Consider the following 25,897-nt stretch of genomic DNA (forward strand, 5'->3'; position numbering starts at 1 on the left):
GGCTCGCTTGACGATGTTGACGCGAATACGGGGTTGGCGGTGCTTGGGGGGCTGGCTGTCATGGCGCCATCTTCCGGCATAGCGGATGTGTAGGTCAGCGATAAAGATCGTTGGTCGTCAATCGTTTATCGGCATCGCACGCCGCGACTAACGCGGCTTGCCAGGGCGTGCTTGCCAGTCACCGGTTGATGCATATACATGATGCGTATGCATCAAGAGTCCTTTGGCCCCGGCTGTGCTTCGACGATGCTCCGCAAGGCATCGCGCGCCGTGGCCCGCGCCTATGACGAGGCGCTGGCACCGCACGGCATGACGACTGCGCAATTCGCCATCCTGCGCCATGTCGCGCGCGGCCAGCCGCTGGCGCTGAGCCGGCTGGCGGAGGAACTGGTGATGGACCGCAGCTCGCTCTATCGCGCGATCGCGCCGATCGAGGCGCGTGGCTGGATCCTGACCGGCGCGACCGGCGGTCGCACCAAATATGCGGTGCTGACACGCGAAGGCGCCGCGGCGATGCAGGCGGCCGAACCCGACTGGCATGGCGTTCAAAAGCGCATCGAGGCCGAGCTCGGCGGGGTCTGGACTGGACTCGAATTCGCGCTGGGCGCCGTGACGCGCAGCGCAGAACGGGTGCGGACTGAGCGGGTCGGGACCGAACGGACGAGGAAGGCGAGATGACAGCATTGATGGCGCGGCTGCCGGTGGGTGCGCGGGGCTATGCGGCTATCGCCGCCGCCGTGACCTTCCTCGCGCTGCTCGCCTCGGCGGGGCTGCGATCGGCGCCCGGGGTCATGATGCTTCCGCTCGAGCTGCATTTCGGCTGGGACCGCGCGACGATCTCGGCCGCGGCGGCGATCGGAATCCTGCTCTATGGGCTGATCGGCCCGTTCGCAGCGGCGCTGATGCTGTCGTTCGGGATCAAGCGGACGATGCTCGCCGGGCTGGTGCTGATGTCTGCATCGACGCTGGCCAGCCTGTGGATGACCGCGCCCTGGCAATATGTGCTGAGCTGGGGGGTGGTTTCGGGCGTGGGCAGCGGCGCTGTCGCCTCGGTGCTCGGCGCGGCGGTGGTCAATCGCTGGTTCGCAACGCGCCAGGGGCTGGTGATGGGTATGCTGACCGCCAGCACCGCGACCGGCGCACTGGTGTTCCTGCCGCTGCTCGCCTGGCTGGCGCAGGGCGGGGCGTGGCGGCCGGTGGCCCTGGCAGTGTCGATCGCGACGGCGGCGATGATCCCGCTGGTGCTGTTCTTCCTGCCCGAGCGGCCGCAGGACGTGGGGGTGCGGCGGTTCGGCGAGACCGAAGACAGCGCCCCGCCGGCGCCGCTCAAACAGGCGGCGACCCCGGCGCTTGCGTTTACCGCGCTGGCAGGCGCGGTGAAGACGCCGATGTTCTGGCTGCTGTTCGGCACTTTTTTCGTCTGCGGGCTGACCACCAACGGGCTGGTGGGGACGCACATGATCGCGTTTTGCGGCGACCATGGCATCGCCCCGGTCCAGGCGGCGGGGCTGCTTTCGCTGATGGGATTGTTCGACCTGTTCGGGACGACCGCCTCGGGGTGGCTGACCGACCGCTATGATCCCCGGAAACTGCTGTTCGTCTATTACGGGCTGCGCGGGCTCTCGCTGTTGGCATTGCCGTTTCTCGATTTCGGCGCGCCCAGCCTGTTCCTGTTTGCGGTCTTCTATGGCCTCGACTGGATCGCGACGGTGCCGCCGACGGTCAAGCTGGCCAACCTCCATTTCGGCGAGCGCGAGGCGCCGATCGTGTTCGGCTGGGTGATGGTGGGCCACCAGCTCGGTGCGGCGACCGCGGCATTCGGCGCCGGCGCGGTGCGGGCATGGACCGGGAGCTACACGCCGGCCTTCCTGGTGGCGGGCGCCTTCGGGCTGGCGGCGGCGGTGGCGATGGTGCTGGGGCGGACCGATCGGCGGGTGATGGCTGCCGGTTGAAGGGATGTCGACGGGAGCGCGTCAGCCCAGCCGGACAGGTTGCCGATGCGCTTCCCGTGTACTCATGGGCCGCGTTCTCATCACCGATTTAGCGTAGCTTCCGCTGTGCCGATCACTTTCTTTGCTCCGCGAACATATGTGAAAGCGACGGCCAATTCGCGACCCGAAGGGCCATAGACGCGCCCGGCCCATCTGCCCGAGCCGCCGTCCGAGGTGGTCAGCGTGCCTGCAATCTGGCTGGTCTGCCCGACAAAGTCGCCACTGAAGTTCAGGGTGATGGTTGAAACCGGTGCGCCGATAATCTGGCTTTGGGCGCTGACGATCGATGCCGTCACCGACCGGGACGCGAAGTCGACATTGAACCCGCCGCTCTGCGCCAGCGCCGTGTAGGAATCGCGGGACCCTGCCGTGAGCCCATATTCAGAGGCGATCGTGGCGTACGCTGCCGAGCCGCTCGCCGGTATATCGGTTGCCACGGTCGCGGTGCCGCTGACAAACCGGCGATCCATGATCCTGGTTTCGCCGGCGCCGAGCGCGGTGTTGACGTGTTGGGTCGCGCCGATCGTATAGGTGAGTTCGGCCCGCAGGCCGCCCATCGATGGACCAGGCTTGAAAAGCGCCAGCGAGCGCTCGGGAGTGCCATAGGAGATGGCGTTGCTACTCTGCGCGGCGGGCGAGGTGTAGGTATCCGAAGCGACGTTGAAGATGGAGATGGTGGTCGCCTGGGTGGCCGCAACATATCTTGCATAGGCGAGTGCCCCGAGGTCGAGCAGCTTCACATCCACCGACTCATAGGTAGATCCGTTGAAGACGCTCGAAATTTCCGCGCCGAACAGGGCGAACTCACGATCGCGCGTCAGATCGAACGCGATATCGTAGCTGGCAGGATCGACGGGAGTCGGCGTCGGGGTGGCGGAGGCCGGCGGGGACGGGGTCGGGGTGGCGGCGATCGGCGTCGATGGTGCAGTGGAGCCTCCACCGCCGCCGCCGCACGCGGCCAGGCTGAGAACAGCAGTGGCACCCATAATCCCAATGGCACGCATTGCAGTTCCCCCGCCCAAGTCCATGCATTCGAAACACTATTATTTGCTAAAGGTCCTTGTTTTCGACCTGCTTTGCAACAGGGTTTACTATCCTGTTCCTTCGGCTGCGATAAACCGCCACCCCAAAGCAGCGCGCAGGCAGCGCATTCATAACGGGAAGACTCTAAATCCGATCGCTTGCTTGCGCCTCGTCCCGGCACGCGGCACAAAAGTCATGGGCAGGAGGGGGATTTCATGCGGGGCATTGCGCGGCTTTTGCTGGCGACTGTGGCGCTTGGCGCGCCGATGGAAGCGGGCCAGGCGCAGGAGGCGGCCAAGCCGGCGGCGTCCGCGGTGCATTACGATACCGAAGTCTTTGCCCAGGTGCCGGCGTTCGAGAGCCCGAGCCTCTCGCCGAGCGGCAAGGCGGTCGCCGGCAAGATCGGCATGGGCGGGAACCAGTATTTCGCGATCGTGCCGCTGGACGGCGGCGACCGGCGGATGATCGCTACCGGCGAGATTGACCTCAACTGGTGGCGCTGGGTCAATGACGAGTGGCTGGTGCTCGGCGTCGGGCAGCTCGTGCCGGTGCAGGGCGACGAATGGTATGTGCGGCGCGCCTTCGGCGTGTCGGCAAAGACCGGCAAGGTCGTCAAGCTCGCTTCGGCCGAGGCCGGGCAGAATGCCGACGACGTGCTGTGGTATGCCGATGACGGCACGCCGCGGGTGCTGATGGCGTCGCAGAGTTCGATCTATCGCGATGAGGCCGGCTTTTGGCCCGATGTCTGGGAAATCGACATATCGACCGGCAAGCGCAAGAAGGTGCAGCTCGGTCGCGAAGGCGTGTGGAACTGGTACGCCGACGGCGCCGGCACTGTCCGCATGGGGATCGGCATGAGCGACGACGGGCGGAACCGCCGCGTGCTCTACCGCGACGGAGGGCGCGGCGACTTCAAGGTGATCGACAAGGCGCGGACGCATCGTGACACGCTGACGGTGCCGGCGCTGTTCCTCAAGGAGCCAGGCAAGGCGCTGACGATCAGCGATGACGAGAACGGCTATTCGGCACTCTATGAGCTTGACCTCCACACGCTCGAGCGCGGCAAGCAGCTGTTCGCGACCAAGGGCTATGACATCGGCGGGATCGAGGGCGACGCGACCGGCTTTGGCTATACCGGGGTCGCGGTGCTGCAGGATCGGCCGGGCGTCGTGTGGACCGATCCCGAGATGGCGGCGATGCAGGAGACCATCGCCGGCAAGATCCAGGGCGGCGCGCCGCGGATCGTGTCGCTGAGCCGCGATCGCAAGACCGCGCTCGTCCATGTCGGCGGAGTCGACGCGCCCGGGGCTTATTTCGTCTATTCCGCCGCGGATGGCGGGATGCTTCTGCTGAGCACCAACAACAGCGCGATCGGGCTCAAGCGGCTGCATCCGGTGCGCACCATCCGCTACAAGGCGCGCGACGGGCTGGAGATCGCGGCGGTGCTGACGCTGCCGCGGACGACCACCAGGAACGCGGCGCTAATCGTGATGCCGCATGGCGGGCCGTTCGCGCGCGATGCCGAGGAATGGGACTGGTGGACCCAGTTCCTCGCCGATCGTGGCTATGCGGTGATCCAGCCCAATTATCGCGGCTCGTCGGGCTATGGCACGCCGTTCACCGACAAGGGGCAGGGCCAGTGGGGCCTGGCGATGCAGGACGATCTCAACGACGCAGTGGACGCGCTTGCCAAGGAAGGGATCGCCGATCCCAAGCGGGTCTGCATGGTCGGCGCATCCTATGGCGGCTATGCAGCGATGCGGGCGGCGCAGCGCGACGGCAAGCTCTATCGCTGCGCGGTGTCCTTCGCCGGCGTGTCCGATCTCAACCGGATGCAGCGGCACAACAGCGACTTCCTGGGCGCAGGCGCGCGCAAGGACTGGCTCAAGATGCAGGCGCCGGACCTGAAGGGCGTGTCGCCGATCAACTTCGCCAAGGACTTCTCGATTCCCCTGCTGGTGGTGCACGGCAAGAAGGACCGGGTGGTTCCGATCGCCCAATCGCGCGAGCTGGTCGAGGACCTGCGCGCGGCCGGCAAGGACGTGACTTATATCGAGCAGCCCGAGGCCGATCACCATTTCACGCGCGGCGAGGACCGGCTGCAATTCTTAAAGGCGCTGGAGGCGTTTCTGGCGAAGCACAACCCGGCCTGACGGATCAGGCCTTCACATAGATCCACGCGCGGATGCCCGAGGCCAGGACGGCGCTTTCGCGGCGATAATTCTCGCTCTCATAGACGTCGGCGGCGGCGATCTCCGCCGCGGTGAGGCGAAAGACCCTGCCTGGGATCGGATCGGCGCCCGCTTCCGCCGGCACCAGCGCGCGGTGGATTTCGATGCCGCTCGCTGCGAGGACGTGCGGATCGCGGATCTGGATATCCACGACGCGATAGCCGTGGAGCATGTCGTCTTCCCCTTCGAGCAGGCGGCCGAATTGCGCCTGCTGGACGCTTTCGAGCTGGAGCGTGCCGTAGGAAAAGAGCCGTTCGGTCAAGCGGCCTAGCCGATCGCTTCGAGCACCGCGGCGCGCAGTTCGGGGATGCCCATGCCCTTTTCGCTCGAGGTGACGATCAGGCCAGGGTGCGCAGCGGGGCGCTTGCGTGCCTCTTCCTCGGTGCGCAGGCGGACGTCCTCGAGCTCGGTCGCCTTGATCTTGTCGGCCTTGGTAAGGACGACGCGATAGCTGACCGCGGCGGCATCGAGCATGTCGAGGATTTCGCGATCGACGTCCTTGATGCCGTGGCGGCTGTCGATCAGCACCAGCGAGCGCTTGAGCACATGGCGGCCGCGCAGGAAGTCGTTCACCAGATAGCGCCAGCGGCGGACCATGTCCTTGGGCGCCTTGGCGAAGCCATAGCCCGGCATATCGACGAGGCGGAACAGCGGCGGCTCGCCGACGTCGAAATAGTTGAGCTCCTGGGTGCGCCCCGGCGTGACTGAGGTACGCGCCAGGCTGTTGCGCCCGGTGAGCGCGTTGAGCAGCGACGACTTGCCGACGTTCGACCGCCCGGCGAACGCGACCTCGGGCACCACCGGATCGGGGAGGTGCTTGAGCTCGGGCGCCGATTTGAGGAAGCTGATCGGGCCGGCAAAACGCTTCCGCGCGGCCTCGATCTGCTCTTCGGTGAAGCTGGTCACTTCGCCTTCGCTTCCTTCTTGACCGGTTCCTTGAGCGCCGGGTGGCGCGCGTAGAGGAACTGCTGCTGCAGCACAGTCAGGCAGTTCGAGGTGATCCAGTAGATCTGCAGGCCGACCGCGAACGGCGCCATCATGAACATCAGCATCCACGGCATGATCGCGAAGATCTGCTTCTGCATCTCGTCCATCGGCGCCGGATTGAACTTCATCTGGAAGAACATCGACACGCCGAGCAACACCGGCACCACGCCGATCGCCAGGAACGAGGGCGGGGTGAAGTGGAGATAGCCGAACAGGTTGAGGATCGTCGCGGGATCGGGCGCCGAGAGATCGTGGATCCAGCCGAAGAAGGGCTGGTGGCGCATTTCGATCGTGAGCAGCAGCACCTTGTAGAGCGCGAACATAATCGGGATCTGGAGCAGGATCGGCAGGCAGCCCGCGAGCGGGTTCACCTTCTCGTCCTTGTAGAGCTTCATCACCTCCTGCTGCTGGCGCTGCTTGTCGTCCTTGTAGCGCTCCTGCACCGCCTTCATCTTGGGCTGGAGCAAGCGCATCTTCGCCATCGAGGCGAACTGCTTCTGGGCGATCGGGAAGAGCAGGCCGCGGATCGTGATCGTCAGCAGGATGATCGCGATGCCGAAATTGCCGACGAGGTGGAAGAGCCAACCGAGATAGTAGAAGATTGGCTTTTCGAGGATCTGGAACCAGCCCCAGTCGATCGCATTGCCGAAATGTGCGACGCCGAGCGACGACTCGTAGTGATCGAGCGCGCGGACTTCCTTGGCGCCGGCGAACACATGGCTCGTAGTCACGATGCGCTTGCCCGCCGGAATCTCGATCTTGGGCAGCGCGGCATCGGCCTGGAAGGTGTCGCCCTGGGCAGGGCGGAAGGCCGCGTTCACTTGGAGCTTTTGATCGGGGATCAGCGCCGATAGCCAATATTTGTCGCCGAAGCCGATCCAGCCGCCCTTCACGTTGAAGGCGTTCTCGCCGGCCTTGGCGCTAGTCCCGAAAATCTTGCTGAAGAAGCCGGGCTCCTGACCCTCCAGATTTTTGTAGCTGATGTCGTAATTCGCGCCGTTGGCGAAGGCGCCAAGCGGGCCGATGTGGTTGGTCCAGCTATCGGGATCGGTCGGCACGCCAGTGCGAGACAACAGCGAATAGGGACGGACCGAGACAGGTGCCGAACCGAGGTTCGCCACCGACTGTTCGGCAGTGAAGAGATAGTTGTCGTCGACTGAGAAGCGGACCGAGAAGCGCTGGCCGGTGGAGTTGTCCCAGCGCAGCGTAACCGGCGTGCCCGGCTTGAGCACCGTGCCATCGGCCTCGAACACGGTATCCTTGGTCGGCACCGCGACGCCGCCGGCGATCCAGCCGAAGCCGGCGAAATAGGCGCCCTTGGTGCCCGAGGGCGAGAACAGGGTGACGGCCGGCGAGTTCTTCGCCACCGTTTCCCTGAATTTGGGCAGTTGCAGATCGTCGATCCGCGCGCCTTTCAGGTTGATCGAGCCGCGCAGCGCGGGCGTGTCGATGGCGACGCGCGGGCTTTCGGCGAGCACGGCGGCGCGATCGCGCAGCGCCTTGGGCGAATCGGCGGCAGGATCGGCGCCGGGCTGGGGCAGCGCCTGGCTCTTGCCGTTGACAACCTTGGTCGGCGCCGGCTGCTGCTGCGGGAAAACCCAGTGCATCAGCGGCTGCCAGGCGAACAAAAGCGCTGCGGCCAGCACCGCGAAGATCACGAAATTCTTTTGGTCGTCTTTCACCGAAATTCCCCGGAAGAAACGCTCATGGCACGGGATCGTACCCGTGCCCGCCCCATGGATGGCAGCGCGCGATTCGCCGCAGCGCGAGCCATCCCCCCTTGGCGGCGCCATAGCGGCGAAGCGCCTCGATTGCATAGGCCGAACAGCTCGGGCTGTAGCGGCAGGAGGAGGGCAGGATGATGGAAGGCCCGAGCTGCCATGCCCGGGCAAGGAGAATGAGGAGGCGAGCGATCACCGCTTCACCTTCACGAGCGCCTTGGCAAGCTCGGCCTTGAGATCGTCGAACGGGCGCTCGATCCCGCCATTGCGGCCGATCAGAACATGATCGGCGCCGGGGATGCCGGCCTCAGGCAGCACCTCGCGCACGAGAGCGCGGAAGCGACGCTTCATCCGATTGCGGACGACGGCGTTGCCGACCTTTTTGGAAACGGTAATGCCGATCCGCATTGCCGGATCGGCATCGCCACGCGCACGAACGAGCAGGACGAAGCTGGGCATGGGTGCCCGCTTCCCCGCATTCGTCGCGAGATAATCCTTGCGCTGCGTGAGCCGGTTCAGGCTCACCGCCGCGAAGCCGCTGGCGCTTACGCCGACAGCTTCTTGCGGCCGCGGGCGCGGCGGGCACGGATCACGTTGCGGCCGCCGACGGTCGCCATGCGGCTGCGGAAGCCGTGCCGGCGCGCACGCACCAGGTTGCTCGGCTGAAAGGTCCGCTTCATCGCTCATCCTCGAGTATCTAGAACGTAAAAGGGCCACCACTGGGGCGGCCGCGTGTCGGGTGCCCATAAGAGCATGCTCGCGCCAAGTCAACGCGGGTCCTGCCGGAAACCGAGCATCTCTGCCTCGGCACGCGCGATTTCCGCCTCCTTGGCACGCATTTGGCGGCGGCGGAAGCTGCGGCGGCGCAGTGCCATATCGGCATAATGGCCGAATCGGGGCCAGCGCCGCTTGAGTCGCGCGAAGTGGCGGCGAGCCCAGGTGGCATTCTGGAGGACGAGCACGAGCCCCGCGGCGAAGACGAAGATCCCGCCGGGCCCGGGCAGGATGCCGACCAGCGGCGACGCGGCGATCAGCACGAAGCCGGTGACGACGAGCGTGGTGCGGAGCAGCGGGCTGCGGGCGTGCGAACGCGGCATGCAGCCGATGTGGGTGGCGTGTGTTGGTTGTGCAAGACGCTTCGCGGCTCGGCGGGCTTTGGTCCGTTTCGAACGCACTCCGTTTCCGCGGCGCGAAAAGCGGTTATGGTCGGCCGCGCAGGGGGGAAGGGCATGGTCGCGAGCGTATCGACGGTTGCGTATCTCGGGCTGGAGGCGCGCACCGTCGAGGTGCAGTGCAACCTCGTCGCCGGGCTGCCCAAGTTCGTCGTGGTCGGGCTGCCCGACAAGGCGGTGGGCGAGAGCCGCGAGCGCGTCCGCGCGGCGATGGCGGCGATCGGGCTGGCGCTGCCGCCCAAGCACATCATCCTCAACCTCTCGCCCGCCGACTTGCCCAAGGAAGGATCGCATTTCGACTTGCCGATCGCGCTGGCATTGCTCGGCGCGATGGGCGTGGTCGATGCCGAGACGCTCGCCGACTTCGTCGTGGTCGGTGAGCTGGGACTCGACGGGCGCGTCGCGCCCTCGGCCGGCGTGCTGCTCGCCGCGCTGCATGCCTCGGAGATCGGCAAGGGGCTGGTCTGTCCGGCGGCGCAGGGGCCCGAAGCCGCCTGGGCCGGGGGGATCGACGTGGTTGCGGCGCCCGACCTGATCGCGCTGCTCAACCATTTCAAGGGCAGCCAGCTGCTCCCGCCGCCGGCTGCGGGGGAAGCGGACGATCCCGTCTCCGGGCCCGATCTCGCCCAGGTGAAGGGGCAGGAGATCGCCAAGCGCGCGCTCGAGATCGCCGCGGCCGGGGGGCATAACCTGCTGATGAGCGGGCCGCCGGGGGCGGGCAAGTCGCTGCTCGCGTCGTGCCTGCCCGGGATCCTGCCGCCGCTCGATGCCGCCGAGGCGCTGGAAGTGTCGATGGTCGCCTCGGTCGCCGGGACGCTGCAGGGCGGCCGGCTGACGCGGACGCGGCCGTTCCGCTCGCCCCATCATTCGGCCTCGATGGCGGCGCTCACCGGCGGCGGGCTCAAGGTCAAGCCGGGCGAAGTGAGCCTCGCGCATCTCGGCGTGCTGTTCCTCGACGAGCTTCCCGAATTCCAGCGCGCGGTGCTCGATTCGCTGCGCCAGCCGCTGGAGACCGGGGTGGTCAGCGTCGCGCGGGCCAATGCCCATGTCACCTTCCCGGCGCGCGTCCAGCTGATCGCGGCGATGAACCCGTGCCGCTGCGGGCATCTCGGCGATCCTGCGCTCGCCTGCGCGCGCGCGCCGCGCTGCGCTGCCGACTATCAGGCCAAGGTCTCCGGGCCGCTGCTCGACCGGATCGACCTCCATGTCGAGGTTCAGCCGGTGACTGCCGCCGACCTGGTGCTGCCGCCCCCCGCCGAGGGATCGGCCCAGGTTGCGGCGCGGGTCGCGGTGGCGCGGCTGCGGCAGAGCGCGCGCTATCGCGGCGCAGTGCGCACCAATGCCGAGGCGGATGGCGACCTGCTGTTGGCGCATGCGACGCCCGACGATGCCGGTCAGGCTCTTCTCGCCCAGGCCGCCCAGGCGATGCGGCTGTCGGCGCGCGGCTATACCCGCGTGCTCCGCGCCGCGCGGACGATCGCCGACCTGGCGGGTGCGGACGGAGTCAGCCGGCTCCACGTCGCCGAGGCGCTGAGCTACCGGCGGCAGGCGCCGCGCAGTTAGTGCGTAAACGCATATAGGACCGCGCTCGGCGCGAGGACGGAATGTCGGAGGTTGGTGGGAAGCGGTCATTGCCAAAGTGTGCGGATGATGATCCTCCCCCGGAGGGGGAGGGGGACCAGCCGCAGGCTGGTGGAGGGGTAGTCTCCGCATGCTCCACGGCCCGAAGAAAACGCAGGACTTTGCCCGGAATCTCCGCCGACGGATGACCTTGCCTGAAGTTCTCCTTTGGCAGGCGCTCCGAACCCGCCCTGAAGGCTTGCGCTTTCGCCGCCGGCATCCGGCAGGCATCTATGTCCTCGATTTCTTCTGCCCGGCTTCCAAACTTGCTGTGGAGGTCGATGGCGAAGCGCACGCGCGCGGCGATCGGGCAGAGCGCGACGCGATCCGCGATCGCTGGCTTTGCACCCAGGGCGTTCGGGTCCTCAGGATACCCGCTCAGGTGATCCTGTCCGACCTGGAAGCCGCAATCCGCCACATTGTCGTTATCGCCTGCGGCGACTACCCCTCCACCGGCTTCGCCGGTCCCCCTCCCCCTCCGGGGGAGGAATGAGCAGCGCTTCCAACGTCCGCTATCGGTGCGCTTGCGGACAGGCCGCATTATGAGGCGCGACCCTAAGTCAGCGCTCGGCGGTGAGCGGGGCGAGGCGGCTGGCGAGGAGGTGCGCGAAGCGGTCGGCCGGGCACATAATGCCGCCGCAGCCCGGCACGAGGACCGGCGCGAGGGTGGTGTCCCGCGCCAGCATGCGCAGCGACTGGGGCGACTGGGTACGATAGGAAACCCGGACGAATGCCGCGCCGGAGCGCCGATCGCGCAGCCGCTCGAGCAGCAGCGCGCCGCCGGGCGGGACGTCGTTGGTGGCGTATCCGGGCGCGTTGAGATCGATGCGCAGGGCGGCGGCAAGCGCCGTGACGTTGGTATCGTGGCCCATCAGCACGTCGAGGCGGGGCGGGCCCGATGCGAGCAACTCCAGCACCGTGCGGCCGAGCACCGCGCTCTGGTGCGCGGCCATATAAGGCGGGCGGGTGAAGACCGCGAACAACGCGGCGTGGAGCGCGCCGAGGCGTTTGAGCGTCGCGGGGTCGGCGCGATTGCCGGGCAGCCCTTCGACATAGTTTAGCAGCAGCACCTGGGCGACGCCGGATGTCGCGCGGATCGGGCCGGACAAGGCGATGTCGCGATTGTCGGCGCTCGGCGCGACGCCGGGCGGGCCGCTCGGAACACAGTCGCCCGGCTGGCAGCCGAGGATGCGATCGAGCAAAGTCAGTTCGGCGCGGTGCCGCTCGACCAGCGCGGCCATGCCGCCGGTGTCGCGCTCGATATCGGCGACGGCGGCGCGCGCGTCGAACCGCGTGGCGTGGGCGCGGAGCGGCTCGAAAATGGGATCCGCCTCGCCGAGCGGGCGATGCTCGATCGCCAGCTGGCAACCCGGCGCAAAGCCGCGCGCATAGGCTTCGCCGCTGGCGATCGTCCGGTCCGAGCTGTTGGTCCGGATGCGGATGCCCGCGCAGCCCTTGCGTAGCGGCAATCCCCGCGCGGCGAGGGCCCGTCGATCGCTTGCCGCGACGATCGCGAGCGCGCGTTCGCCGTGCGGGGTGATCCTGCTCTCGGCCACCGGCCAGCGCGGCCAGGGTGCGCCGGTCCGGGTGCCGTCGGGCACTTCGCCGGTGAGCGGCGCGCGGATGCCGTGGCGCATCACCAGCACCGCGCGCTCGACGACGAGGTCGCGGCGCGATTTCGCGTCGGCGGCTCCTGCCAAGAGGAGCGCGGTCACGGCCGCGGCGATCCGCAGAGCCCCGGTCACGGCTTGATGCCGCACCCAGCGGGAACGCGCACCGGGCTGCACCGCGCCATCGCCTTATTGGGCAAGGTTACGACGAAGCCGGCGTGGATCGGATCGGGTGCGCCGGGATAATAGTCGGTGCTCACTGCCTGCGCGCCGCTCGCCAACGCGGCCTTTGTCTTGGCGAAATCCTTCGTACGCGCCTCGAGCGTGTTGGCATCGGTGCGGGTGCGGACGATCACCCCTTCGGAAACCCATTTGCGGATCTTGTCGGAATCGACCAGCGGATCCTGGACGATCTGGATCGCCGCATCGGCATCGCCTGCGGGATACCAGCCGAACATCGCCCGCCCGGCGAGCGAAGCATGCCCGGCACGATAGGCTTCGGACACGGCGGCGCGCACATCGAACAGGATGTAGATCCGGCCACGCGTCGCAGAGAGTGTCGGCCATCCTTTGGTCCTAACCGCTTCGAGCAGCGTCGGCGCCGTTCCACGTACCTCGTCGGGCGCGATCAGCCGCTTGCCGGGCAGCGCCGAGCGGATCTCGCCGTCGAGCGCGTCGAGCAGCGCGGCATTGTCGAGCGGCAGCGGATCGCTGATCCCTGGCCGGCCCGAGGGCGTATCGGCGGCGTTGATCGTGATCATGATCGGCAGATGGTTCGGATGTGCCCGCGACCAGCGGTCCACTTCGCCCAGGCAGCGCACCAGCGTCACGCAGGTGCTGAGATAGTCGACATCGGGGATGTGGAAGACCTTGAAGCCCGGCTTGCGCATCGCCGCGCGATCGAAGCCGGTATGTTCGCCCGCCGCGACGGCCCAGGCCTCGCCCTTGGGATCGGCATAGCGGCCGCCCTGGGGATCGGCGAAGATGTCGAGCTCGATCTGGCGGACGCCGGCGTCGAGCTGCTGCGACAGGGGCAGGTGGTAATAATCGAGTCCGTCGGCCAGTTTCGGCTCGATCGCGCGCAGCTTGGCCATCACCGCGGCCGGGATGCGCGCCTTGAAGCTGTTATGCGAGCCGACGACCTGGACGTCGTTCATCGCGCGGGGTGCCGCTGCGCCGGCAAGAGCCAGCGCAGCGACGGCAAGGAACCCCTTGAGCATCAGAATTCGGTCCGCACGCCGAACAGGATGGTGCGGCCCCAATAATGGATCTCGTTGAAGCGCAGTTCGTCATCGCTGTAGCTATACTGGCGCGCGCCGGCGAGGTTGATCCCCTCGACGCTCAGCGTCGTCTTGTCGGTCACCCGGAACGAGATATTGCCATCGAGCGATCCGAACGCGTCGACATAGCTCGGCGTCGTCGTGGTGCTACCGGTCCCTGCCAGATATTTGTCGCGCCACACATAGGAAAGCCGCGCCGAGACCGGGCCGTAGTCATAGAAGCCGACCAGGTTGAAGCTGTTCTTCGAGAGCCCGATCAGCTGATCCTTGATGGTGCGTGCGCCCGCCGTGTAATTCGCCTGCACCGAGGTGTGCGTGTAGGATGCCTGGATGCCGAGGCCGTCGAGCGGCTTGGGCAGGAAGGTGAACACCTGGTTGTATGCCGCCTCGGCGCCATAGACCTTGGCATCGCCGCCATTGACCTGGGTGCTCAGCAGGATCGTGCCGCGGCCCGGGATCTCGACGTTGATGTTCTGCGCGGTGATGTAGTTATCCATCGCCTTGTAGAAGATCGCGCCGGTGAGCGAGCCTTTGCGGTTGAAATACCATTCGAGCGAGCCGTCGAACTGGGTGGCGAGGAACGGCACCAGATCGGGATTGCCGCCGCTTCCGGTCGCCGCGTCGGTCGATACGCTGATCTGCGGCGCGCTCTGGGTGACGTTGGGACGGGTGAGCACGCGGCTGGCGGCGAGGCGCGCGACCAGGGTCGGGCTTAGCTCGGCGCGCAGGTTGAAGCTCGGCAGCCAGTTGCTGAACGTCTTGGGGAAGCTTGCCGCGGTCGGCACGGTGCCGAGCGTCAGCGTGCCGCTCGCAACCTGGTCGGTGTGGACATAGCGCACGCCGATATTGCCGGTGATGCTGGAGCCCAGCGCATAATCGGCGCGGAGATAGCCGCTCGCGGTCTTTTCAGTGACGATATAGGAAGCGCGCAGATCGCCGGCGGTGAGCGGCGCATTCTTCACCGCATCGGTGAACAGCTTGTCGTAAAACACGCTGGTGATCGGCACGATCCAGGTGCGCGGCGCATTACCGGCGACGTCGCTCAGGAAATCGTCATACGGGATCGTCTCATAGCCGTTGGGGGCGAAGGTCAGCAGCTGCGTCCCGGCCGCGGGGGTCACGGTGAAGTCGCGGCGCCGATAGTCGCGCTTGCGCCAGTGATATTCGCCGCCCGCCGCGATCTTGCTGAGGAAGCCGTCCATGTCGTGGCCCACGTCGAGCCGCGAGTAGAAGTCCCAGTCCTTGCTGTTCTTGGGTGCGATGTTGAACGGATAGAGCGTGAAGTTCGCGGCGTTGGTCGGATCGACCGTGGTGGTGAAGGTCGGGATCACCTTGTAGCCGCCCGACGCATCATAGGTCAGCGGCGCGTTGAACTGGATGCGGCTGCGCACCGTGCCGACGTCATAGCTCGGGTGGAAGCTGTGCGCATACGACCAGTTGACGTTGGCAGTGACGTCCCAGCCCTCGGGCTTCCAGCTCTGCTTCAAGCCGACGGTGAGCAGGTCGTGGCGGTTGAGGCTGTATTCGCGGGTGCCCATGAAGCGGACATTGTTGATCGTCGCGCCGACCACGGTGTTCCCATCGAGCTTGACCGAGCCGGGAACGAGCGACGTGCCGGGATCGTCGGGATAGATGTCGAGGCCGAACTCGTCATAGGCGACGTCCAGCCGGGTGCCGAGCACGTCGAGCGTGGTTTCGAGCGCGTCCGACGGCTTCCACTGCGCCGAGATCAGCCCCGAATAGCGCTTGCGATCCTCGGTCTCGATCGTCGGGCGCGTGCGGGTGGGCGTGTAATAGCCTGCGGGCAGGCCGCCGGCCGCTGGGGCCGTGAACTTGTTGAGCACCCAGCCGGTATTGTACCAGCGATCGTTGCGCACCGCCTTGGACCAATATTGCGCGCCGGCGAGCAGGCCGAAGGTGCCGTCGCTGCTCTTGTAGCTGGTGATCGCCGTGGCGTTCGGCTTCACCTTGTCGGTCATCGTCGTATAGGTGCCGCGCAGGTTGAGCGTGGTCTTGGTGCCGACCTCGAGCGGGCGGAAGGTGTGGACGTCGATATTGCCGCCCAATGCGCCTTCGGTCATGTCCGGCGTCGGGGTCTTCACCACGTCGATCTGCGAGACGAACTCGGCGGGAAGCATCTCGAAGCGGAACTGGCGGCCATTGGCGCCGCCATTCTCGATCAGGTCGTTGATCGCGATGGTGCGGCCGTTGAGCGTGGTGTTCTGGAACTGCGGGCCGAGACCGCGGACGCTGACATAGAGACCCTCGCCGCGCGGGCGCGTGATCGCGACGCCGGTGACGAGCTGGAGCGCTTCCGCGACGTTCTGCGTGGGGAACTTGCCGATATCGGTCGAGCTGATCGAGTCGACGCCATAGGCGGCCTGGCGCTTGGTCTCGATCGCGGCGGCAAGGCTGCGTGCATAGGAGCCGTTGACGACGATATCGTCGCCGGAGGCGTCTTGCGGCTGCGCGGTTTCGTCGGCGGCGGGGGCGTCGGTCTGCGCGAAGGCAGGCTGTGCGAGACCCAATGCAACGAGGGTGAACGGAAGCGTCGCCCAAAGCGGGCGTGAACGATGCGACATTTTGTATTTCTCCCCCAGGCCTTTGAAGCGGCCCGTTGGGGGTGCCCTTAGAAGCGCGCTGTTGCGCTTTGCCGACACGGCCGTGGCAACGCCGTTTCATCTGTCGGACGGTTTTGTGACAGCGCGGTCCGCTTGCCTGAGCCTGCGCGCGCGACCATGGGCTTTCCACGCCCCGCCGCACCAATTCGCGTGCGGCGAGGGCGCTTCATGCGGTCATCGCCAGCCGAGCGCAGGCGCGACGTGCTGGAGGATGGCCTCCAGCACATGCGCGTTATACTCGACGCCGAGCTGGTTGGGCACGGTGAGCAGCAGCGTGTCGGCTTCGGCGATCGCCTCGTCGGCGCGCAGCTCCTCGATCAGCCGATCGGGTTCGGCCGCGTAGGAGCGGCCGAAGATCGCGCGCATATTGTCGATCACGCCGACCTGGTCGCTATCGTCGCCGCGGCCGAAATAGGCGCGGTCGCGATCGTCCACGAGCGCGAAGATCGAGCGCGAGACCGACACGCGCGGCGTGTGCGCATGGCCCGCCGCCTTCCACGCATCGCGATAGGCGCGGATCTGATTGGCCTGCTGGACGTGGAAGGGCTCGCCGCTTTCGTCGGCCTTGAGCGTCGAGCTCTGCAGGTTCATGCCCATCTGCGCGGCCCAGACCGCAGTGGCATTCGAAGCCGAACCCCACCAGATGCGATCGCGCAGGCCGGGCGAATGGGGCTCGAGGCGGAGCAGCCCCGGCGGATTGGGGAACATCGGCCGGGGATTGGGCTGCGCGAAACCTTGGCCCTTGAGCAGATCGAGAAAGACTTCGGCATGGCGGCGGCCCATATCGGCGTCGCTCTGCCCCTCGGCGGGGGCATAGCCGAAATAGCGCCAGCCCTCGATCACTTGCTCGGGCGAGCCGCGGCTGATGCCCAATTGCAGCCGGCCGCCGCCGATCAGATCGGCAGCGCCTGCATCCTCGGCCATGTAGAAGGGGTTCTCGTAGCGCATGTCGATCACGCCGGTGCCGATTTCGATGCGCTGGGTCCGCGCGCCGACCGCCGCGAGCAGGGGGAAGGGCGATGCGAGCTGCTGCGCGAAATGGTGGACGCGGAAATAGGCGCCGTCGATTCCGAGCTGCTCGGCGGCGACCGCGAGGTCGATCGACTGGAGCAGCACGTCGCTTGCCGAGCGCGTCGCCGATTGGGGCGAGGCAGACCAGTGGCCAAAGGAGAGAAACCCGATCTTCTTCATGCCAAACCTTCCGCGATTCCGATGGAGCAGAGCTGGCGGGCGGACCTGCCGACCGCAAGGCCATCGTCGGAATTGCTGGGTTTCCGGTTGCGCTCCTGCACCGTGCGGCGGGCGACGGCGGCCCGCAATCGCGGCCGCGGCAAAGTCGCGGCTGGAAATCCCCGCCGGAGCCACTTATAGGCACCGCCGTCGCCTCTGCTTCGAAGCGGGTGGACGGCATGCGGGTGTGGCGGAATTGGTAGACGCAGCGGACTCAAAATCCGCCTCTGGCAACAGATTGTCGGTTCGAGTCCGACCACCCGTACCAATTTCCATCAGGCAGGATTCGGCGCGAGGCAGCGAGGCCATCGCGGGCGTACCCGCCTGCACCGGAACTGCACGGCATGATCGCCGGAATCGCACGCCGGCAGAAGTCGTATCCTGACAGCGAAGCGCGAGGAGGCTCCCACGATCATCGGGAGCTTCGTCCATGCCTAATCGAATCACGTCGCGCTTCACCGCCAAGGCCATCGCTGCGGCCGGACTGGTGGCGCTCGGCGACGGGCTGTTCTGGTCAGGAGGCGGCTTCGGTTCGAACCTGGGCCTGTTCGCCGTGCTATGGGCCGCCGCGACGCTGGCGTTGGCGCCCGCTGCCTGGCGCGATCGGCGGAGCCGGGCCGCCGTGGCTGCCGCGGCGTTGTTCTGCGGTGCGCTGATCGATGATCCAGGATTGCTTGGTTTCGCGCTGTTCTGGACGGCGCTGACCATGGCGGTGCTGCTCCCGCGCTTCACCGCTTTCGACCATGCCGGGCGCTGGCTTCTGCGCCTCGCGATCCACGGGATGGCGAGCCTTTTCGGGCCGTGGATCGATCTGGCGAGACTGCGGCGGCATGTTGTTGGCCGCGCGCAATTCCTGGCGCTGTTGCGACTCCTGCCGCTGCCGCTGATCGGCGGCACCGTGTTCCTCGCGCTGTTCGCCAACGCCAATCCGGTGATCAGCGACGCGCTGGCGCGGATCGGCCTGCCGGCGATCGACTTTCTGACGATAGTCCGCGCGATCTTCTGGGCGATACTGCTCACGCTGGTCTGGGGCACGCTGCGCCCGCGCCGGGCGACGCTGCGACTGTCGTTGGAAACGCCGCAGCGGCCCTTCGTGCTTCCCGGCACCTCCGCCGGATCGGTGACGCTGGCGCTGCTGACCTTCAATGCGCTGTTCGCGCTGCAGAATGGGCTGGACATCGCCTTTCTGTGGAGCGGAGCGCCGTTGCCCGCGGGCGTGAGCCTGGCCGAGTACGCGCATCGCGGCGCCTATCCGTTGATCGTGACGGCGCTGCTTGCAGGCCCGTTCGTGCTGGTCGCGCTGCGCCCGGAGTCGCAAACCGCGGCGATGCCGGCGATCCGACGGCTGGTGGTGCTGTGGATCGTCCAGAACGTCTTTCTGGTCGCCTCGAGCATTCTGCGGACGATCGACTATGTCCAGGTTTACTCGCTGACCGAGCTGCGTATCGCCGCGCTGCTCTGGATGGCGCTGGTCGCGATCGGGCTGGTGCTGGTGTGCTGGCGGATGCTGCGGGCGAAGAGCGCCGCCTGGCTGATCAACGCCAATGCGGCCACCGCGCTGGCGGTGCTGGCGGTGTGCAGCCTGGTCGATCTTGGCTCGACCGCGGCAATCTGGAATGTCCGCCATGGCCGCGAAGTCGGCGGGCAGGGTGCGTCGATCGACCTGTGTTATTTGCGCCGGCTCGGGCCCTCTGCGCTCACGGCGCTGGTCGAACTCCAGCAGCGCCCGGGGCTGGCGCCGGGCTTCGCCGATCGCGTCGGCTGGGTGCGGCACGCGGTGTTGACCGACACGCTGGCCGCGCAAACTGCCGGCTGGTGGACGTGGCGCGACGCGCGGCGCCTGCGCCAGGTGGATGCTATGCTGGGCGGTGCCAAGCTTGGTGCGCCGCCGACGGGGCCCAATGGCAGAGACTGTGACGGCGCAAGGCGGCCGCCACCTCCGGCATCGACGCAGACGGCACCGACGGGCGAGCCGCAACCCGCATCCGCGCCAGCCGCCGTCGCCCCTGCGCAAGCATTGACGAACGAGGCGGAGCGATGATCATGTGTCCCATGCCCCGCACCATCCTGATCGCCGACGACGATCCGCACATTCGCCAGCTCCTGGCTTTCGCCTTCGCCAAGGCCGGGCTCGATACCGCGGAGGCGGAGGACGGCGAGGCGGTGCTCGACCTTGTGGCCCGCCAGCGGATCGACCTGGTCGTGCTCGACATCAACATGCCGCGGATGGACGGGCTCGAGACGTGCCGGCGGCTGCGCGCGGCGGGGGACGTGCCGATCCTGTTCCTGTCGTCGCGCGACGACGAGATCGACCGGGTGCTCGGGATCGAGCTGGGGGCGGACGATTATGTCGTGAAGCCATTCTCCCCGCGCGAAGTGGTGGCGCGTTCGATGGCGATCCTGCGCCGCGCCAGTGCCAGCCCGCCGCTCATCGACGAGGGGCGGCGGATCGATCACGGCCGGCTCGGGCTCGATATCGAAGGCTGGCGCGCGACTTGGGGCGGCGCCGAGATCGCGCTGACCGTCACCGAATTCTCGATCCTGCGCACGCTGGCGGTGATGCCCAGCAAGGTGTTCAGCCGCGACGCGATCATCGATCGGCTGCACGGTCCGGGCTTTGCGGTGACCGACCGGACGATCGACAGCCATATCCGCAACCTGCGCGGCAAGTTCGCGCGGCTGGGCGGGACCGACTTGATCGAGACGCGCGCCGGGATCGGGTATCGGCTCGGGAGCTGCACCGGCATCGGCGCGTGATCCGGGCGCTCAAGGACGCAGTCAAACGGCGCTGGCCATCGCTGCGGCTGCGCACGATCCTGCTCGCCACCTTGTTGTTCACCGCGGCGCTTCCCGGGGTGGGGGCGCTGTTCCTGCGCGTCTACGAAAACACGCTGGTCCGCCAGACCGAGGCCGAGCTGGTGGCGCAGGGCGCCGCGCTCGCCGCGGCGGCGCAGGCGCTATGGCCCGGCGCTACGCCGACGCCGGGCGATCCGCGTGACTATCGTCCCGAAGCCTCGACGATCGACTTGCGCACCACGCCGGTGCTCGACGAGCGGCCGCCCGCGCAGCCGCGCGCCGAGGCGGGCGATCCCCAGGCGATCGAGATGGTGCGCCGGCTGGAGCCCATCCTTCGCACGACGCAGCGGACCACGCTCGCGTCGATCCAGCTCGTCGATCGCAGCGGCGTGATCGTGCGGGGCGCCGGCGTCGGCGGATCCTATGCGCAGGTCGGCGAGGTCGCGCAGGGATTGCACGGACAGGTGACCACGGTGCTGCGCCGGAACGGGGCGTACAGCCAGCGCTATGCCTTTGAATGGCTGAGCCGCGCGTCGTCGCTGCGAATCCACCATGTCCGCCCGATCTTGGTTAACGGGCGAGTGGTCGGCGCGCTGTTGCTCTCGCGTTCGCCGCGTGCGCTGTTCCGCGGCCTGTATGAGGATCGCGGCAAGATCATCCTGGGCGTGGTGCTGATCTTCGGCATATTGATCGTGCTCGCCGGATTGGTTTCGCGCGGCATAGCCCGGCCGATCGAGGCGCTGGGCCGGGCGACCCGCGGGGTTGCCGCGGGGACGGATGCAGTGCCCGATACGCCGAGCACCGCCGCAGTGGAAATCCGCGAACTCTATGAGAATTTCCGGGCAATGGCCGGGGTGATCGATCGGCGCTCGCGCTATCTCCGCGATTTCGCCGCGTCGGTCAGCCACGAGTTCAAGACTCCGCTCACCGGGATAGCGGGCGCGATCGAGTTGCTGGAGGACCATGGCGCGACGATGACGCCGTCCGAGCGCGCGCGCTTCCTGGCCAACATCAAGGCCGATGCCGCACGCTTGTCGCAGCTGGTGGCGCGGCTCATGGACCTCGCCCGCGCCGACATGGCACAGCCCGAGCCGGACGTGGCAGTCGATGCCGCCGCGGTGGTGCGTCAGCTGGCCGATGCGTTCGACATCGCAGGATTTGATCTGCGAATCGAAGCCGCAGACGCGCTCCCCCTGGTCGCCGTGCCGCGGTCGACGCTCGAGGCGGTGCTGACCACGCTTTTGGAAAATGCGCGCCATGCCGGCGCAAGCCGGGTGACGATCGCGCTGGAGGACAAGGGCGATGCGATCGAACTGGCCGTGAGCGACAATGGCAAGGGCATCGCCGCGGCCGATGCGGAACGGATATTCGAGCCGTTCTTCACCACCAAGCGCGCGCAGGGCGGCACCGGACTGGGCCTGGCGATCTCGCTATCGCTGCTGCGGGCGAGCGGCGGGCGGCTGGTTCTTGCCGATCCCGGGGCCGCCGGCGCCTGTTTCCTGCTCGCGCTGCCGACAGTCGGCCGGTAAGCCGCGGCGACTCGGCGTCGGCGCTCGGGATGCGGAAGATTACCCAAAGCATTGCGAGGACAGCGCGACGCCCATCGCGTACCGTTCCGATACGCCGCGAAGGAATGGCGAAGAAAACTGCGTCCTTGAAGGTGTTAGCCATCACAATGCGTAAAACAGGCCATGCCTGAAACACATGGCGCACAAAACAGAAATGCTGTGGATAACTCTGCCGGCGCGTGATAGTTTGCTCGACAATCCGGAAAAGCAAAGAGTCGGTCGCGCTGAACAGTGTTTGGGGAGCGTGCCCGATGTATGTCTCGCCGCAATTGCGGGTTCGTCTATTTGGCGACGTACACCTTACCGCCAAGGGTGAGGCAGTCGAACTTGCCGCGTCGGCGGCGCCGATTATCGGCTATCTTGTCCTCCACCGCCATCGGCCGGTGCCGCGCGGCGAAGTTGCCGGCGCAATCTGGCCCGAGCGCAGCGACGCGCGGGCCCGTCGCTGCCTGTCGACCGCGCTGTGGCGGTTGAAGGGGCGGACCGAGACTGGCGCGTTGATCGATACCAGCCATCACGAGATGCTGCGGCTCAACTGGCACGCCGCGCGCTGGGTCAATTCGATCTGGTTCGAGCGCCGCGTCGAGTCCATCTTGCGCGTGCCTCCCGAGGCGATGACCGACGCGCAATTCCGCCAGCTGCGCAGTGCCGTTTCGCTCTATCGCGACGACCTGCTGCGCGCGAGCGAGCTCGAATGGGCGATGATCGAGCGCCAGCGGCTGCGCCACCTTTATCTCGACGCGCTGTTCCATCTGACGCGCGCGGCGGACGCACGGGGCGATGGCGCCGCTGCGATGGCGTTCGGCCGGCGGCTGGCGGCGCTCGAACCGCTGCGCGAGGACGTCCACCGGCTGCTGATGCGCGTCTATGTCGCCACCGGCAATCGCGGCAAGGCGATCGAGCAATATCGCATCTGCCAGGGCGAGCTTTCGACCGAGCTCAATGTCGAGCCGACGCTGGAGACCCAGGCGCTGTTCGCCACGATCATCGGCGATACCTCCGCGGCGGCTTCGCCCGCCGAACGCCGCGCCGCGAGCCTGGAAGCGCTCGACGACCGCGTCCGCGCCGCGCGCCGCGCGATCGCGGCGGCAGACCTGCGGCTGGTCGACGCGCTCGGCCTCGTCCAGCGCGCACAGCGCGTCGCCGACCCGGCCTGATCCCGCAGCGATAGAATTGCAAAGCCGTCCGCAGGTCTTGCGGGCGGCTTTTTTCGTGCGCCCCCGATTTTTTCGCCGATTTCTCGCGCGGTGACACTTTGGTGAGAGCGCGGTGATGGCCGGGTGACGCGACTCGCGCAGGGAGGCATGTCCTTGTCGGAGATCGGCGCGTGTCGCGAACGAGCAGCGAATTGGGCGGATCAAGGCCCCGAGCGCACAGCCTGTTGATGCGGCTGTGGCCCGAATCGCGCGAGTTCGAGGGGCAGGGGCCGCTCTGGCGCGGCTCGCTCTCCGATCTCGATGGCTCGAATACGCGCTATTTCGACAATGGCTCCACGCTGTGCGCGATCGTCGCCGATTGCACCGGCGCGACGACGATGCAGTGTACTCCGGAGCAGAGCCGGTGAGCCCGCACTTCGTCGTCACGCTGGCGCCAGGCCGCATGCCGGCGGGCGACCCGCCTTATTGGCAGCGCGCGATCGACGACAAGGCCGGGGCGCGGCGTGCGCTGACCGCCGACATCGGAACGCTGCTCGAGCGCTTCGGCCTGCCGGTGTGGACGACGCACGAATATCGGCCCGCCGGCATCGGCTGGTCGCCCGACGAACGCGCCAGCGGGCTCGACCGCGTCTATCGGCTGATCCTCCAGCACAATCGCGAGATTCCCGCCGGACTGATCAACTCGATCAAGCTGCTTCCCGACGTTGCCGACGCGCGACCCGGCAGGATCGCGGCGACGCGGCTGCCCGATGCGACGCCGGTGGCGGCGGCGCTGGGCCTGCGCGGCGACGACGCTGCGCGCCGCGCGGTGGGCCTGCCCGAAGCGCGCAAACTGACCCGCGGCGAGGGGATCACCGTCGCGGTGATCGATACCGGCGTCGATCTGAGCCACCCTAACCTCAAGCCGCGGCTGATCGCCGGCAAGGACTTCGTCGACATTCTCGAAGGCCAGTCGGACTTCATCGGCGACATGATCGGCGCCGATGATGTGCCCGACGACGAAGTCGGCCACGGCACCCATGTCACCGGCATCATCGCGGCGACCGGCGATGGCGCGCCCGAGGGCATCGCGCCGGCGGTGCGGGTTTTGCCGGTGCGCGTGCTCGCGACGATGCAGCGCGGCGGCGAGAAGGTTGGCGCCGGGCTGGTCGAGAACATCAACAACGGCGTCAAATGGGCAGTCGACCAGGGCGTCGACGTCATCAACATGAGCCTGGGCGTGCGCCATGACGGCGGCGGGCTGCCGCACCGCGAAGTGATCGACTATGCCGCGCGCAAGGGCGTCACCATCGTCGCGGCGGCGGGCAATGACGGCCAGGAAGCGTTCTACTATCCCGGCGCCTTTCCCAGCGTAATCGCAGTGGGATCGATGGGCGCCGACGGCAACCCTTCGATCTTCTCGACCTATGGCCCGCAAATCTCGCTGATCGCGCCTGGCGAGGAAATCCTCTCGACCGCGATCGGCGGCGGCTTCGCGCATGCCAGCGGCACCTCGCACGCCGCGCCTTTCGCGGCGGGCGCCGCCGCGCTGGTCCACAGCCTGGCGCGCCGCCGCGGCGGCCGGCTCGGCGCGCCTATCGTCAAGCGTATCCTCACCGACAGCGCGGACCGCCTCGGCGCGCGCTTCCGGGACCGTCATGCCGGCTTCGGCCGGCTCAACATCGCCGATGCGCTGCGTCTCGCCGACGCGCGCATGCAATGAAGGAGAGCGTAGATGGCCGGTAAGCATGTAGTGCCGGATCTTCCATCCCGGGTGGACAGCCTGGACAAGGAAGTCGAAGCGCTGCGGTCGCGCTTCGAGAACCGGTTCGAGGAACTGGCGAGCCAGCTCGAATCGATCGATGGCAGCGTCAAGGCCGCCGTGCAGGCCGCGGCAGACGCGCGCGAGGCTGCGGCCATGGCTGTCGAGGCCGCGGAAAAGATCCTCGAGACCGGCGCGTCGATCAGCAAGATCGAGCCGCGGGTAAAGGCGATCGAAGAGGCGGTGTCGGGCAATTCGGAGGCGATCGGCGCGCTGCGCGGCGCGATCGGCGAGCTCGCTTCGAGCCAGGAGACGCTTGCCCACAAGGTGGGCGCTCTGGATGCCACGGTCTCGGCGATGTCGAAGTCGCAAAGCGGGCTGTCGAGCAAGATCGACGGCGTCAGCGGCGCGGTTGCCGATCTCTCGGCGAAACAGGGTGCGCTGGCGGCGCAGGCGGACAAGACCGACAAGGCAGTGAGCGATCTCGGCAAGAGCCATACGGCACTCGGTGCGAAGGTCACCGGCATCGACAGCGCGCTCGGCGACGTCTCGAAGAGCCAGACCGCGCTTTCCGGCAAGGTCCAGGGCATCGATGCCACGCTGATCGACGTGTCGAAGCTGCAAGGCGCGCTCGCGCTCAAGGTCGACGACATCAACAATGCGCTGGGCGACGATCCGATCACGATCATCCCGGATACGCCGCCGATTGCGCCGTTCCTGCAGATCCGCCTGCGCGAGATCGAGTTCAATCCGCTGGTCCGCAATGCGATCGCCACCGTCTCGGCGGCATCGAATGCAGGCGCCGACAAGCTGGCCAGCGACATCGTTACCAAGGGGATCGGCAGCGCGATCGGCAAGGTAACCGACCGGTTGAGTCGGGTGCGGATGAGCGAACCCAAGCGCTATCTGCTCGCCGCTGCCTATCCCGCGCTGCTGCGCAAGCGGCTGGGTGATCCGATCAACGACGAGCTGGCCAAGGATCCGGCCGGGCTGGCCGACAGCCTGATCGCCGATCTCGATCTGGGCAACGGTCCGCTCGACCAGTTCGCCGACGCGCTGGTGGAATTCAGCGAACAGACGCTGAGCCTCGATCTCGACGAACCCAAGCGTGCGGCGCTCCAGCTGCGCGTCCGCGCAAGCATCTGACGG

At 67.4% G+C, this 25,897-nt stretch carries 24 protein-coding genes and 1 tRNA gene; 13 read left to right on the forward strand and 12 right to left on the reverse strand.

Features of this window, described 5'->3' with window-relative positions:
- Window positions 1-246 precede the first annotated feature (246 nt).
- Window positions 247-678, forward strand: a complete 432-nt coding sequence (locus tag AB2M62_RS04555) for a MarR family winged helix-turn-helix transcriptional regulator (protein WP_404338188.1) — start codon at window positions 247-249, stop codon at window positions 676-678.
- Window positions 675-1,952: an MFS transporter gene (locus AB2M62_RS04560; RefSeq protein WP_404338189.1), complete on the forward strand. Its 1,278-nt coding sequence runs from the start codon at window positions 675-677 to the stop codon at window positions 1,950-1,952. Before AB2M62_RS04555 ends, AB2M62_RS04560 begins: the two co-directional genes overlap by 4 nt.
- An 80-nt stretch (window positions 1,953-2,032) precedes the next feature.
- Here the strand turns inward: AB2M62_RS04560 and AB2M62_RS04565 are convergent, their stop codons facing one another.
- Window positions 2,033-2,995 (reverse strand): transferrin-binding protein-like solute binding protein, encoded by a 963-nt coding sequence (locus AB2M62_RS04565; protein ID WP_404338190.1) that lies wholly within the window; start codon window positions 2,993-2,995, stop codon window positions 2,033-2,035.
- 234 nt (window positions 2,996-3,229) lie between these two features.
- On the opposite strand from AB2M62_RS04565, the gene AB2M62_RS04570 reads away from it, so the two are divergent.
- Window positions 3,230-5,167 (forward strand): alpha/beta hydrolase family protein, encoded by a 1,938-nt coding sequence (locus AB2M62_RS04570; RefSeq protein WP_404338191.1) that lies wholly within the window; start codon window positions 3,230-3,232, stop codon window positions 5,165-5,167.
- A 4-nt stretch (window positions 5,168-5,171) separates the two neighbouring features.
- On the opposite strand, the gene AB2M62_RS04575 is transcribed toward AB2M62_RS04570, so the two are convergent.
- The 7 genes from AB2M62_RS04575 to AB2M62_RS04605 form a co-directional block, all read right to left on the reverse strand.
- Window positions 5,172-5,507: a gamma-glutamylcyclotransferase family protein gene (locus tag AB2M62_RS04575; protein ID WP_404338192.1), complete on the reverse strand. Its 336-nt coding sequence runs from the start codon at window positions 5,505-5,507 to the stop codon at window positions 5,172-5,174.
- 5 nt (window positions 5,508-5,512) lie between these two features.
- Window positions 5,513-6,151 carry a ribosome biogenesis GTP-binding protein YihA/YsxC gene (gene yihA, locus AB2M62_RS04580; protein ID WP_404338193.1) on the reverse strand — a complete coding sequence of 213 codons (639 nt, stop codon included), beginning with the start codon at window positions 6,149-6,151 and terminating at the stop codon, window positions 5,513-5,515.
- Complete coding sequence (gene yidC / locus AB2M62_RS04585) at window positions 6,148-7,914, reverse strand: membrane protein insertase YidC (RefSeq protein ID WP_404338194.1); 1,767 nt, start codon at window positions 7,912-7,914, stop codon at window positions 6,148-6,150. The genes yihA and yidC overlap by 4 nt, the downstream gene beginning before the upstream one ends.
- A 22-nt stretch (window positions 7,915-7,936) precedes the next feature.
- Window positions 7,937-8,149 (reverse strand): membrane protein insertion efficiency factor YidD, encoded by a 213-nt coding sequence (yidD, locus tag AB2M62_RS04590; protein WP_404338195.1) that lies wholly within the window; start codon window positions 8,147-8,149, stop codon window positions 7,937-7,939.
- The gene (rnpA, locus tag AB2M62_RS04595; protein ID WP_404338196.1) at window positions 8,146-8,412 is read right to left on the reverse strand and encodes a ribonuclease P protein component; all 267 of its coding nucleotides are present in this window, start codon (window positions 8,410-8,412) and stop codon (window positions 8,146-8,148) included. Before rnpA ends, yidD begins: the two co-directional genes overlap by 4 nt.
- A gap of 86 nt (window positions 8,413-8,498) precedes the next feature.
- Window positions 8,499-8,633 carry a 50S ribosomal protein L34 gene (gene rpmH, locus AB2M62_RS04600; protein ID WP_029724273.1) on the reverse strand — a complete coding sequence of 45 codons (135 nt, stop codon included), beginning with the start codon at window positions 8,631-8,633 and terminating at the stop codon, window positions 8,499-8,501.
- Between the two features lie 87 nt (window positions 8,634-8,720).
- On the reverse strand, window positions 8,721-9,050 hold the full coding sequence (locus AB2M62_RS04605) for a hypothetical protein (protein ID WP_404338197.1): 330 nt from the start codon (window positions 9,048-9,050) through the stop codon (window positions 8,721-8,723).
- A 132-nt stretch (window positions 9,051-9,182) separates the two neighbouring features.
- Here AB2M62_RS04605 and AB2M62_RS04610 point away from each other — a divergent pair, with 132 nt between their 5' ends.
- Both AB2M62_RS04610 and AB2M62_RS04615 read left to right on the forward strand, forming a co-directional pair.
- The gene (locus tag AB2M62_RS04610) at window positions 9,183-10,688 is read left to right on the forward strand and encodes a YifB family Mg chelatase-like AAA ATPase (RefSeq protein ID WP_404338198.1); all 1,506 of its coding nucleotides are present in this window, start codon (window positions 9,183-9,185) and stop codon (window positions 10,686-10,688) included.
- Window positions 10,689-10,836: 148 nt separating this feature from the next.
- The gene (locus AB2M62_RS04615) at window positions 10,837-11,238 is read left to right on the forward strand and encodes an endonuclease domain-containing protein (protein WP_404338199.1); all 402 of its coding nucleotides are present in this window, start codon (window positions 10,837-10,839) and stop codon (window positions 11,236-11,238) included.
- Between the two features lie 67 nt (window positions 11,239-11,305).
- Here AB2M62_RS04615 and AB2M62_RS04620 read toward each other — a convergent pair whose 3' ends face one another.
- The 4 genes from AB2M62_RS04620 to AB2M62_RS04635 all read right to left on the reverse strand — a co-directional run bounded on the left by AB2M62_RS04620 (window position 11,306) and on the right by AB2M62_RS04635 (window position 17,447).
- Complete coding sequence (locus tag AB2M62_RS04620) at window positions 11,306-12,490, reverse strand: histidine-type phosphatase (protein WP_404338200.1); 1,185 nt, start codon at window positions 12,488-12,490, stop codon at window positions 11,306-11,308.
- On the reverse strand, window positions 12,487-13,575 hold the full coding sequence (locus AB2M62_RS04625; protein ID WP_404338201.1) for a Ca2+-dependent phosphoinositide-specific phospholipase C: 1,089 nt from the start codon (window positions 13,573-13,575) through the stop codon (window positions 12,487-12,489). The genes AB2M62_RS04620 and AB2M62_RS04625 overlap by 4 nt, the downstream gene beginning before the upstream one ends.
- Window positions 13,575-16,217: a TonB-dependent receptor gene (locus AB2M62_RS04630; RefSeq protein ID WP_404338202.1), complete on the reverse strand. Its 2,643-nt coding sequence runs from the start codon at window positions 16,215-16,217 to the stop codon at window positions 13,575-13,577. The genes AB2M62_RS04625 and AB2M62_RS04630 overlap by 1 nt, the downstream gene beginning before the upstream one ends.
- A gap of 213 nt (window positions 16,218-16,430) precedes the next feature.
- Window positions 16,431-17,447: an LLM class flavin-dependent oxidoreductase gene (locus AB2M62_RS04635; protein ID WP_404338203.1), complete on the reverse strand. Its 1,017-nt coding sequence runs from the start codon at window positions 17,445-17,447 to the stop codon at window positions 16,431-16,433.
- A gap of 220 nt (window positions 17,448-17,667) precedes the next feature.
- Here AB2M62_RS04635 and AB2M62_RS04640 point away from each other — a divergent pair.
- The 8 genes from AB2M62_RS04640 (at window position 17,668) to AB2M62_RS04675 (ending at window position 25,894) form a co-directional block, all read left to right on the forward strand.
- Window positions 17,668-17,754 (forward strand) — tRNA-Leu (locus AB2M62_RS04640).
- Window positions 17,755-17,916: 162 nt separating this feature from the next.
- Entirely contained in the window at window positions 17,917-19,527 is a 1,611-nt protein-coding gene (locus AB2M62_RS04645; RefSeq protein ID WP_404338204.1) for a DUF4153 domain-containing protein, read from the forward strand.
- Window positions 19,524-20,243 carry a response regulator transcription factor gene (locus tag AB2M62_RS04650; protein WP_404338205.1) on the forward strand — a complete coding sequence of 240 codons (720 nt, stop codon included), beginning with the start codon at window positions 19,524-19,526 and terminating at the stop codon, window positions 20,241-20,243. Before AB2M62_RS04645 ends, AB2M62_RS04650 begins: the two co-directional genes overlap by 4 nt.
- Window positions 20,240-21,811, forward strand: a complete 1,572-nt coding sequence (locus AB2M62_RS04655; RefSeq protein WP_404338206.1) for a sensor histidine kinase — start codon at window positions 20,240-20,242, stop codon at window positions 21,809-21,811. Before AB2M62_RS04650 ends, AB2M62_RS04655 begins: the two co-directional genes overlap by 4 nt.
- Before the next feature lie 290 nt (window positions 21,812-22,101).
- Entirely contained in the window at window positions 22,102-23,007 is a 906-nt protein-coding gene (locus AB2M62_RS04660; protein ID WP_404338207.1) for a BTAD domain-containing putative transcriptional regulator, read from the forward strand.
- Window positions 23,008-23,234: 227 nt separating this feature from the next.
- On the forward strand, window positions 23,235-23,414 hold the full coding sequence (locus tag AB2M62_RS04665) for a hypothetical protein (RefSeq protein ID WP_404338208.1): 180 nt from the start codon (window positions 23,235-23,237) through the stop codon (window positions 23,412-23,414).
- Window positions 23,411-24,709, forward strand: coding sequence for a S8 family serine peptidase (locus AB2M62_RS04670; RefSeq protein ID WP_404338209.1), 1,299 nt, complete (start codon window positions 23,411-23,413; stop codon window positions 24,707-24,709). The genes AB2M62_RS04665 and AB2M62_RS04670 overlap by 4 nt, the downstream gene beginning before the upstream one ends.
- Window positions 24,710-24,721: 12 nt before the next feature.
- On the forward strand, window positions 24,722-25,894 hold the full coding sequence (locus tag AB2M62_RS04675; RefSeq protein WP_404338210.1) for a hypothetical protein: 1,173 nt from the start codon (window positions 24,722-24,724) through the stop codon (window positions 25,892-25,894).
- Window positions 25,895-25,897 lie beyond the last annotated feature (3 nt).

The sequence above is a fragment of the Sphingomonas sp. MMS12-HWE2-04 genome, from assembly GCF_044881185.1.
Taxonomy (GTDB): Bacteria; Pseudomonadota; Alphaproteobacteria; order Sphingomonadales; family Sphingomonadaceae; genus Sphingomonas.